Annotated in this window: 10 protein-coding genes; 6 read left to right on the plus strand and 4 right to left on the minus strand. The window is 62.4% G+C overall.

Going from position 1 to position 11,013, the window contains the following annotated elements; genetic code table 11:
* Positions 1 to 3: 3 nt before the first annotated feature.
* From Q0938_RS10965 to Q0938_RS10980, 4 genes are all read right to left on the minus strand, one after another.
* Positions 4 to 768 (minus strand): IclR family transcriptional regulator, encoded by a 765-nt coding sequence (locus tag Q0938_RS10965; protein WP_299362066.1) that lies wholly within the window; start codon positions 766 to 768, stop codon positions 4 to 6.
* A 107-nt stretch (positions 769 to 875) separates the two neighbouring features.
* The gene (locus tag Q0938_RS10970; protein ID WP_299362068.1) at positions 876 to 1,967 is read right to left on the minus strand and encodes an extracellular solute-binding protein; all 1,092 of its coding nucleotides are present in this window, start codon (positions 1,965 to 1,967) and stop codon (positions 876 to 878) included.
* A gap of 34 nt (positions 1,968 to 2,001) precedes the next feature.
* The gene (locus Q0938_RS10975; protein ID WP_299362070.1) at positions 2,002 to 3,798 is read right to left on the minus strand and encodes an ABC transporter permease subunit; all 1,797 of its coding nucleotides are present in this window, start codon (positions 3,796 to 3,798) and stop codon (positions 2,002 to 2,004) included.
* A complete protein-coding gene (locus Q0938_RS10980; RefSeq protein WP_299362072.1) occupies positions 3,795 to 4,979 on the minus strand; it encodes an ABC transporter ATP-binding protein in 1,185 nt (394 codons plus the stop codon). Before Q0938_RS10980 ends, Q0938_RS10975 begins: the two co-directional genes overlap by 4 nt.
* Before the next feature lie 192 nt (positions 4,980 to 5,171).
* Here Q0938_RS10980 and Q0938_RS10985 point away from each other — a divergent pair, with 192 nt between their 5' ends.
* The 6 genes from Q0938_RS10985 to Q0938_RS11010 all read left to right on the plus strand — a co-directional run.
* Entirely contained in the window at positions 5,172 to 5,978 is an 807-nt protein-coding gene (locus tag Q0938_RS10985; RefSeq protein WP_299362074.1) for a CoA transferase, read from the plus strand.
* The gene (locus Q0938_RS10990) at positions 5,975 to 6,742 is read left to right on the plus strand and encodes a CoA transferase (protein ID WP_299362076.1); all 768 of its coding nucleotides are present in this window, start codon (positions 5,975 to 5,977) and stop codon (positions 6,740 to 6,742) included. Before Q0938_RS10985 ends, Q0938_RS10990 begins: the two co-directional genes overlap by 4 nt.
* A 16-nt stretch (positions 6,743 to 6,758) precedes the next feature.
* Positions 6,759 to 7,967 carry a CoA transferase gene (locus tag Q0938_RS10995; RefSeq protein ID WP_299362078.1) on the plus strand — a complete coding sequence of 403 codons (1,209 nt, stop codon included), beginning with the start codon at positions 6,759 to 6,761 and terminating at the stop codon, positions 7,965 to 7,967.
* Positions 7,968 to 7,977: 10 nt separating this feature from the next.
* Entirely contained in the window at positions 7,978 to 9,033 is a 1,056-nt protein-coding gene (locus Q0938_RS11000; protein WP_299362080.1) for a 2-hydroxyacid dehydrogenase, read from the plus strand.
* Between the two features lie 7 nt (positions 9,034 to 9,040).
* Complete coding sequence (locus tag Q0938_RS11005; RefSeq protein WP_299362083.1) at positions 9,041 to 9,718, plus strand: class II aldolase/adducin family protein; 678 nt, start codon at positions 9,041 to 9,043, stop codon at positions 9,716 to 9,718.
* A gap of 5 nt (positions 9,719 to 9,723) precedes the next feature.
* A partial coding sequence (locus tag Q0938_RS11010) for an FGGY family carbohydrate kinase (protein WP_299362085.1) occupies positions 9,724 to 11,013 on the plus strand: 1,290 nt, incomplete at its 3' end.

Genomic DNA, 11,013 nt, shown 5'->3' on the forward strand with positions numbered 1-11,013 from the left:
ACATCATCGGCGGTCGCCAGCGGGGCCGGAGTAACCGAGCGCAACTGAAACGGTCCTGGCGGCTTCCATGACATGAATCGCAAAATCCTGCAGCTGCTCGTGATGAATTCGTGAGTCCGGCCCAGATACTCCGATTGCTCCCACCAGCTCGCCGGAGCGTCCGAGTATCGCGCAGGCGCATGCTGCTATGCCTTCGCGCCACTCGCCCTTCGGCACGACTGCATGACCCAGCCGCCGCGCTTGTTCGATGTCCTGACGCAAGTCTTCGATCGTGACCCGTGTTGTGCTCGTGTAGCGGCGCAGATGCGGACGGAAGCGGTCAAGATAATCGTCTGGCATGTGCACGAGCATCGCCTTGCCGGTCGCCACCGTGTAAGCGGGGGCGCGCGCACCCACGCTCGTGTGAGCGCGAATGTGGTGGGCACTCTCGACCTTGTCCACGTAAATCACGTCGGTATCGTCAAGCACGGAAAGATGGATCGTTTCGCCGGTCACCTTTGCCAGCTGCGTCATAGCAGGCTTGGCGATTTTGGTCAGATCCATTCGGCGGATCACGTGGCTGCCAAGTTCCCACACTTTTGTTGTGAGCTCATAGGTGCTCTGTGAGTTCTGTCGGACAAAGCCATACGCTTCCAGCGTCTTGAGCAGTCGATGGACATTACTCTTGGTGAACTCGAGTTCAGCCGCCAAATCGGTTACGCCGCGGGCCTGCTCGCTAGTGGCGAGCAGTTCTATCAGGCGCAGTCCTTTGACCAGAGCTTTTTCCATTGACTGCATGCTTCCTTACATCTCGTTCCTCCCGCATCCGGGCAGCGATATGCCGGGTGCGCGAGACGTGACGGCCGCGACATTGCTGTCGCGACCGCCCCTGCTGCCTATTGCGCGAGTAGGGAGTTCAGACGTTCCTGGCCATATTCCTCGTTGGTGGTCTTGCCGTCGGGCGAAGGCGCACCCCAGTAGTCAGGGCTCCACTCGATCGCCTTCGCTGTGTTCGCCGGATTATTGGCCCAATACTTGCTGACTTCCGGATCTGCCGCCTCGAAAACGACTGGCGAAGGCAGCGCAACCGGGAAGTTCGATGTCAACTCGGCAGCGCGCTGCGGTTCCAGGCGCCAGGAAAGCAGCTTGTGTGCGTTTTCGATGTTCGGTGCGCCTTTGGGAATGGAGAAGAAATCGTAGTAGACGAAGCCCTGGTTCCACTCGACCTCCAGCGGGGCGCCCTCCAGTGCCAGCTGACTGGTCGAACCGGTGTAAGCCATGCACATGTCCGCCTCGCCATCCAGAAGCAGCTGGGGTGGTTGTGCGGCGGTTGTCCACCACTTGGAGACGTGAGGTTTTATCTGCTCCAGTTTTGTCAGTGCCCGTTCCACGTCCAAGGGGTAAAGGTCCTCCTTCGCCACGCCGTCCGCCATCAACGCCGCTTCCATTGTGAAGCGCGGCCATGCCGGCATGCAGCGCTTGCCAGGAAACTTCTCGACATCCCAGAAGTCCGCCCAGCTCTGCGGCGCGGCGTCCGCGGCGTAGACATCGGTGTTGTAGACAAGACCCACGCCAATCACCTGCAGCGCCACGCCCTTCGGCCGCTTCAGATTGTCGGGCATAGCGGCCAGGGTATTCTGCGCCTCTTCGGACATCATGCTATAATCGATGTCGGCCAGGCAGCAGTCGCCGAGCAGTTTGGTTTCCTGATCGAAGATGAAGGTCAGGTCCCACTCTGCCTTGCCGGCTTCTACCTGCGCCTTGATGCGCGGCCCGCTGCGGGCTTCCTGCACCGTGATAACGTCGATGCCAGTTTCCTCCTCGAAAGGATCATACATCACCTCGCGCAGCGCCTCGCCGTAGCCGCCGCCAGGGTCCTGCATGATGACTTCGTTGCTCTGCGCCCAGGCACCCCCAGCGCCTGCTGCAAGTAGAGTGGTTGCGGCCAGAGCCGACACCATGCCCTTGATCGGGTTCAGTCCAAGCATTCCGTCTTCCTCCACTGTAAGAATCGATTCCGGTTCAGGTTGCTCCGCGGGAGCGCGCGAGGACCGGGCGCGCGAGGACTATCCCTCCAACGACCAGCAGCACCTCAAGGGTCGAGACCACCGCCAGCACGGGGTTCAGTTGATAGTTGACGTCAGCCCACAGCATCAGTGGCAGCGTGCGCATGCGCGGGCTGGACAGGAAAAGCGACAGCACCAGCTCATCAAATGAGTGCAGGAAGGCAAAAAACACCGCCGCTGCCAATCCTGGAGCAATCGCTGGCAGCGTAACCGTGCGAAAAACCGTGAGGGGCGAGGCGCCATGCACGGCCGCCCCCTGTTCAAGCCTCCGGTCCACTGCCTGCAGGGAGGCGGAGACAATTACCACCACGATCGGAATGCCCCCGATCGCATGCGCCGCCGCAAGGCCCCAATAGGTTCCGACGAGATCGAGCCTGAGGAATAGGCTGTAAAGTGAAAGGCCTAGCACCACCGGCGGCACGATCAATGGGCTGACCAGCAGCAGCATGAGCACGGACTTACCGCGGATGCTGCTGCGCACGATGCCCATAGCCGCCGTGGCGCCGAGCGTGACGGCAATGCAGGCTGAGAGCGCCGCAATCGTCAGCGAGTTCCAGAAGGCCGTCATCCAAGTCGAATCCGAGAAAAACTTCTCATACCACCGCAAGGAATACGCAGCGGGAGGGAAGGTCAGGTAGCTTGCTTTGCTGAACGAAATGACGATCACGACGAGTAGCGGCAGGATCAGCATGAAGATCACGAACCCTCCCATCAGGCGCACCGTCCATGTGCCCCACTCGGCGGGAAGGCGCCCCAGCAACCGCAAGACTGGCCATCCCACCGCATCCGCGATCATGGCGCCCAGTTTGCGCCGGCTGCCTGCGGAAGATGTCGCTGAAGACTTCAGCGGCTGCACTTCCGCTTCCGACAACTTGCCGCCGCCCCATATGAACTCCAGTCCCAGCAAGCGCCCGGCGATCCCCACAACTATGAGAGTAATGATTAGAAGCACGACCCCGAGCGCCTGAAGGAAACCCTCGCCGGTAATCGAGTCGGCCTGCTGCGTGATGTGCATCGCAAACATCTGGTCGCTCGGCCCGCCAAGCAGCGTGGGTGTGATGAAGAAGCCGAGGGCGCTGACGAAAACCAGCAGGAAGCCCGCCCCAACACCCGGCAAGGTGAGCGGCAAAAGCACGCGCCAGAAGACTGCCAAGGGTCCCGCCCCACTGGCCAGTGCGGCACGGGTGAGGCTCGGGTCGAGGCGCGCCAGACTCGAATAAATGCTCAGGACCATTAGCGGCATCAGCACTGCCGCGATGCCCAGAAGCACGCTGCCGCGATTGAACAGCAGGCCAAGCGGCTCATCGTAGAGGCCAAGCCACATGGCGAACTTGTTGATCGGGCCGTTGCGACCCAAGAGCACCATCCAGGCGTAAGTCCGGATCAGGATGGCGATAAAGTAGGGTAGGACGATTGCCGCAGTGATCAATGTTTGTGCAATGCCACGGCTTCGGTGGATCAGAAGCGCCGTCGGGTATCCAAAAACAGCGCAAATGATCGCGACGATGAGAGCGATCTGCATCGTTCTCAGGAGTGATTCCCAGTAGAGCGGGACGGAGAATACGCGTTCGAAATGGGTCCACCACGGGGTTCCCGAGGCGCTGACCCGCGCCAGGTCGAACAGCGGTAGCAGATAGATGACCGCCAGGAAGACCACCGCCGGGACCAGCAGCAGCGCCGGGTTCTTCAACAACCCTGGGCTTGTTAGTCGCGGCGACGGCGCCGCCTCTTGCAAACGCGGCGCGTGGGTCATGACAGCACCCAGCAGTCCTCAGCACCCCAGCTCACATGCAGGCGACTTCCAACCGGTGGGAGAGACCGTCCCGGCGCATCCGGGCAACGGATCAGCAATCTTTCGCCGCCTGCCATTTCAACCTCGATCCGCAGCATCTCTCCCAAGAACAGGGACGAAACGACGATGGTAGAAGCGGTCGCGTCCGACGCAGACTCGTGCAGGACCACCCGTTCGGGCCGAACGAGCACCGTGACATGATCTTCGCTGGGTGCGCTGCGGCTTTCTGCTTGGAACACGTAACCGGACCGGCTGCGCAGAATCATCGTGGTTCCGCGCTTCTGCAGGATGTCGGCCTCGATAAGGTTGCTCTCCCCTACGAAGGACGCGACGAACCGGCTTTCCGGGTGACGATAGATCTCGGTTGGACGACCGAACTGGACGATATGTCCTGCATCCATAACGGCGATCCGGTCACTCATGGTCAAGGCCTCGCTTTGGTCATGAGTGACAAACAGGATGGTGCTGCCAATTCTCTGATGGAGATCACGAATTTCGATCTGAATGGATTCCCGAAGGCGACGGTCAAGCGCGCTCAGCGGTTCGTCCATGAGAACGATTTTCGGGCGCATTACGATCGCGCGAGCAATGGCGACACGCTGCTGCTGCCCACCCGACATCTCGGTCGGCGCCTTTTTCGCATGTTCGGACAAGCGCATCATCTCGAGCGTCTCAGCGACCCGCCGCTCGGAGGTGGCGCGGTCCACGCCTGCCATGCGCAGCGGGAAACCGACATTCTGCGCGACAGTCATGTTGGGGAACAGGGCATAGCTCTGGAACACCATGCCGAAACCGCGGCGGTGAGTCGGAACGTTATGGATCGGCTTGCCATCGATCAGGATCTCGCCGCCATCCAGCCGCTGGAAACCGGCCAGGAGATTCAGGAGCGTGGTTTTTCCGCTGCCCGAAGGGCCAAGCAGCGTGACGAACTCTCCAGACTGAATTTCAAGGCTGATCCGGTCCGCTGCGCGAAAGGTGCCGTAGGCTTTGACGACCTCCCGTATGGATATGCTGGAGCCGATAACGCCCTGAGCACGAGTTTCCTGCACAGGTATGGAGAGCGTTTGCTCGGTTCGTGACGAGCGCCGCGCCGCAGTGTCCACCATCGTCCCCCCTGCGTGTTCCACAATATAGAACGTCATTCTGTTTCTCATCTTCTGGCGTGCCCGAGGCTTGTCAAGGCGTTTCGCTAGGCAGGCGGCTTCGGAGCCGAGCCCACCGTGCGAAGGCGCCGGAAGAGCGATTGACACCTCTGTTCGGCGTTAGCTATCGTGTTTTGGAAACGTGTTTCAAAATGTGGAACGCCTTTTGCGTTCGATTGAGGAAGCCTGAACGTGCTGAGCAACCTGGACGAGATGGCCGCCCGCATAGGGCCCCGCATGCACGTCGCCCTGCCGGTCGACTATGCCGGTGTCGCGATGGCTATGACGCGGCCCATCATCGCGCACGGAGCAGGAGAGCTGCACCTTGTGTGCGTTCCCACCGGCGGTCTTCAGGTGGACCAGTTGATAGGCGCGGGTCTTGTCCACTCCATAGAGACAAGCGCGGTCAGCCTGGGGGAAGCGGGCGGGGCTCCGCGCTTCAACCAGGCGGTTAAGGATGGAGCGATACATCTGAGCGACGCTACCTGCCCGGCGATTCACGCAGGACTCATGGCGGCGCAGAAGGGCATCCCATTCATGCCGATGCGCGGCCTTATCGGGTCGGATGTGCTTCGCAATCGTGACGACTGGCGTGTGATGGACAATCCATTTGCAGCAGCGGGCGACCCGATCGTCCTGATCCCGGCCATCCGGCCAGATGTCGCCGTCTTCCACGCTCCTATGGCGGATCGCTTCGGCAATGTCTGGATCGGCAGGCGGCGGGAACTCGCTGCCATGGCATATGCCTCGGGCGAAACTCTTGTGACCGTCGAGCGCGTTGTAGACGGCAGCCTTGTTGACGACGAAATGACTGCGGCCGGGGTTCTTCCCGCGCTCTATGTCACGGCAATCGCCGAAGCGCCGCGTGGGGCTTGGCCGTATGGTCTTTGGGGCGAATACGCGACGGATGTTGACGAACTGAAGCGCTACGCCGTGGCCGCCCGCTCGGCCCAGGGCTTCGCGGACTACATGTCCGAAGCACTTCGCGTGCATCCATGAGCGCGGAAACCTTGCCGCGAGAGTTGCTGATCGGCACCATCGCACGCCTGCTAGAAGGTGTGCGGCACGTAGCGGTCGGGGCCACATCGCCCATACCTGCGGCAGGGGCGATGCTGCGTCGCGCGCTGGACGAACGCAACGGTGTCCCAGCGGCACGTCTCTCCATCCTCGGGTCGGTCAGGCACAATTTCTTCACCAACGGCTCCGCGGAGCTGTTCGATGCGGCCGGGCAAGGTCGGATAGACGCGTTCTTTCTGAGCGGCGGTCAGATTGACGGACAGGCGAACGTAAATCTGGTCGGTCTCGGTGATTACCCGAGATCAGAGGTGCGCTGGCCCGGCTCCTTTGGATCGGCCTATCTCTACTTTGTCGTTCCGCGCGTGATCCTGTTCCGAGAGGAGCATACGCCCCGCGTTTTCGTCAAGAATGTCGACTTCATCAGTGCCCCCGGAGTCAGTTCCCCCGAAGTCTATCGTCCGGGCGGCCCGGTGGCGCTGCTCACTGGCAAGGGGCTGTTCAGCTTCGACCGACAGCGGCCTGGCTTCACCTTAGACAGCCTTCACCCGGGTCACGACCTGATGGAAGTGCAGGAAGCCACAGGATTCGACTTCGCCCATCCCGCAAACCCACCGGTCACGCCAGCGCTCGACGCCAGCACGCTTGGGCTTCTTCGAAGGCAGGTGCTGAACGAACTCGAAGAAACCTATCCTGCCTATGTCGCCGACTGGCGCCGCGATCTCGCGGGTCTCGGTGAGGCTCACTGACCGATCGGACTGACCCATGACGCACACCGGCTCTCTAGCAAACCTGAAGGTGATCGACGCAAGCCGCGTCCTCGGCGGGCCCTATGCGGGGCAAATACTTGCTGACCACGGGGCGGACGTGATCAAGGTTGAACCCCCGGCAGGCGATGAGACCCGAGGTTGGGGCCCGCCTTTCCTGGACGGGGCAGCCAGCTACTTTCTCGGTCTGAATCGCAACAAGCGCGGTATAGCCGTCGACCTCGGGAAGCCGGCAGGTCGCGAGCTGCTGATGGAGCTGCTCAGGGATGCGGATGTGTTCCTGGAGAACTTCAAGACCGGAACGCTGGAGCGCTGGGGTCTTGGATATGACGACCTGTCGCGTCGTTTCCCGAAACTGATTCATTGCCGGGTCTCCGGCTTCGGCGCCGATGGGCCAATGGGGGGACTACCGGGCTACGACGCGGCGATCCAGGCCGTATGCGGCATCATGAGCGTCAACGGCGAACTCGGCGGGGCTCCGTTGCGCGTGGGCCTGCCGGTGGTCGACATGGTGACCGGGTTGAACGCAACCATCGGCATTCTCATGGCGCTGAACGAGCGTGCGCTGAGCGGCACCGGACAGTTTGTCGAAACGAGCCTTTACGACTGCGGCGTGTCGCTGCTGCACCCGCATCTGCCGAACTATTATCTGTCCGGCCGGGTGGCAGCGCCATCAGGCAATGCTCATCCCAACATCTGCCCCTACGACACGTTCGCCACTGGCACAGACCCGATCTTCCTCGCGGTAGGCAACAACCGGCAGTTCACTACGCTCTGCACAACAATCGGCCGTCCGGATCTTCCGGGCGACGCCCGCTTTGCCTCGAACAGCCAGCGAAACAAGCACCGTGATGAGCTGAAGGTCGAGCTTGAGAAAGCGCTGAGGGTCTTCGATTGCGATCAGCTGGCGGAAACGTTGATCCAGGCGGGGGTCCCCTGCGGCGGAGTGCGGACCATCGACCGAGTGGTGGCTGATCCGCACACGCTCCACCGCGGGATGGTGGTCGACATCGGAGAGTATCGCGGCACCGGCAGTCCGATAAAGTTGTCGCGCACGCCGGCCAGCTATAGGCGTGCACCGCCGAAGTTCGCGGAGCACACGGCCGAGGTTCTGGCGAGTATCGCCGTTGAGCCAGAGGACTACCGCGACGTGCTCCCCGTTGCGGGCCCTGCGACTGAACAAGATTCCGACCCGGCGCGGACCTGAGGATGACTGGATGGACACAACCACACGCCCGCTAATTATCGGCATCATCGGCGATGGCTTCATGCAACCCCGCTTCTTCGAGGAGGCCCTGAAAGAGCGCCTCGCTGGGCGAAACCTGCTGTTCCGCAGAATGCAGCTCGACTGGCCTCTCAAGGTGCAATCGACCAAGCGCGATCCGTTGTTGCCGGTTGCCGAGTTCGTAGGGCAGCCCGAGGACTATTTTGCCTTCCTTGCTGATCTGGACGTCTTGGTCACGCACCTCGCCCCTGTGACCGCGACAAGCCTGAGCCATGCGCCAAACCTCCGGATCATCGCAGTGTCCCGCGGCGGCCCTGTCAACATCGAGATGCCGGCCGCGCGCGACTATGGCGTCACGGTTGTCAACACCCCCGGCCGCAACGCATCGGCGGTAGCCGAGTTTACTGTCGCCTCGCTTCTCGCCGAGACGCGCAACCTGATCAGAGGTCATCTGTCGGTCGCCAGCGGCGATTTCCGACGCGATTTTTATCATTACGACCACGCTGGTCCGGAACTGCGTGAGCTTACCGTCGGGATTGTCGGTTACGGCGACATCGGCACGCGCGTCGCCCGGCTGCTTCACCCCTTCGGCTGCCCACTCCTGATCTACGATCCCTTCAAGGAGTTGAACGAGGAGGACAGGCAGCGGGGTCTGGAGAAGGTCGAACTCGACGACCTTTTGCGCCGCTCGGATGTGGTTACTCTGCACCCGCGCGTCACGCCCCAGTCCAAAGGGATGATTGGGCGAGCGCAGATCGAGATGATGAAGCCCGGCGCCTATATCGTGAACACCACGCGAGGACAGGTGCTAGCCTACGAAGCGCTCTATGAGGCGCTGGCGCGCGGACATCTTAAGGGTGCCGCTCTCGACACCTTCGATCCGGAGCCGCCGCCGCCCGACTGGCCCCTGCTCAGACTGCCGAACGTGACGCTTTCACCCCACATCGCCGGTGCCTCGCGCTATTCCATCACCAAGGCCGCCCGGATGATCGCCGAAGATATCGCGCGTATTCTCGGGGGCGACGCCCCGCTTCACCCATGCAAGTGAGCTTCCGATGACGACTAACGAGCTGGATCTGCGCCGCGAACTCGTCGAGGCATGCCGCAGCATGAACCGTCTGCGGATCAACAATGGCACGGCAGGCAATATAAGCGTTCGCCACGGCGACGGGTTCCTGATCTCTCCGACGGGCATTCCCTACGACCAGCTGACGCCGGAGCATGTCGTTGCGATGAACTGGGATGCCACCTTTGCAGGCGACGTTCTGCCGTCCAGCGAGTGGCGCTTTCACCGCGATATCCTGCAGGCGCGGCCCGACCTGCACGCGGTGGTCCACACTCACTCTGTCCATGCCACCGCATTGTCTGTCCTCGAACGCGACATCCCCGCCATCCACTACGTCATCGCTGCAGCGGGCGGCGACAGCATACGCTGCGCGCCTTACGAGATTTTCGGTTCGCAAGAGCTGGCCGACCAGGTGGTGAAGGCGCTTGAGGGTCGCCGCGCCTGCCTGATGGCGCATCATGGAGTGATCGCCGCGCATGTGTCGATCGCACGGGCACTGGCGCTCGCGGTCACAGTGGAGGAACTGGCCCACCAATATCTTCTCTGCCTGCCGCTGGGCGATCCGCCAGTCCTGTCCGAAAGCCAGATAGCCGACGTGCTGGTGAAGTTCAGGAGTTACGGCCAGCAAGGCACGCCCACGGGAGAGGGGCTTCGCCAGGCCTCGTGAACGCGATGCACCCTGTCCTTGTCTGCCTCGATTCCGGCACGACAGCGGTGAAGGCCGCGGCCTTCGACGAGAACGGGCGCATGATCGCCTCCGCTGAACGCGCAAATGGCGCTCTGCGTCGAGAAGGGCTCCGGGTCGAGCAGGACATGGAGGTCAGCCGTGGCGAGGCCTTCGCCGTCCTGCGGGCGTGCACCGAACAGATAAATAACCCCGTCAGCGGCTGCGTGATCACCGGGCAAGGCGACGGGCTCTGGCCGGTGGATGGGCAAGGTCAGCCCGTTGGTCGCGCGATCACTTGGCTGGACGCAAGGTCAGCGCGACTGGCCGCCGAGCTGGATCCGGAACTGGATGTCATCCAAGCGGCGACGGGATCGCGTCCCACCGCAGCCGCCCAGAGCCTGCAACTCCTGTGGATGCAACAAAACGATCCGGCGCGCTTCGGGGCCATCGCGCACGCCCTGCGCCTGAAGGAATGGCTGTTCCTGTCGCTGACGGGCCGGGTGATGGCGGAGCCGTCGGCCGTCCTGCCGGTTTGGGGGAGTTGGCGAAAGGGTGAAGCTACCCCTTTGGTGCAGGAGGCACTCGGCCTCCGCCGGGGGATCGAGCTTCTGCCCGAGCTGACCCCCATCGAGTCCTGCAGGGCGAACCTTTCGCCGTCAGCGGCGGCAGTCACTGGTTTTCCCGCGGGCGTGCCAGTGCTCCTCGGGACGGGGGACGTGCAGGCGACGCTGATCGGTCTGGGACTAGGCAGCCGAAGCGGGGTGACGCGCGCCTCGATCTTCGGGACAAGCGCGATCCACGCCTGCCTCGCGACCTCGCCAGACGAGATGCGCGAGACCCCCTCGGGTGCCATGGTGCAGCGGTTCGCACTGGACGATCGCTATCTGTGCTTTCACCCGTCATTCAATGGCGCAACCGTTCTGCAGCATTTGCACCAGCAGTTCGCGGCCATACCGCGCTGCACCGAACCGCACTATTCCGCCTTGGTGCTCCACCCCTTCTTCGAACCTGGAGGCGAGCGAGCTCCCTGGACTGATTTGCATGCCCGAGGTGCGGTTCTCGGGCTGACGGCCGCCGCTCATCCTCGCGAGATCGCCTGGGCAGCGCGCGAGGCCTTGGCCTTCGTGGCCCGCAAGAGCCACGAGATGATGGACGCCTCTTCAGGCACACTCGCGCTCGGAGGCGGGCTGGCCGCGGACAAACATTTTGCACGTTTTCTAGCCACCACGCTACGGACCCAGGTGGAGCGCAGCCCCAGCGCTCATGCCGGTCTGCGTGGATTGGCAGCCTTGGGC

The organism is uncultured Paracoccus sp. (assembly GCF_947496875.1).
Classification (GTDB): domain Bacteria; phylum Pseudomonadota; class Alphaproteobacteria; order Rhodobacterales; family Rhodobacteraceae; genus Paracoccus.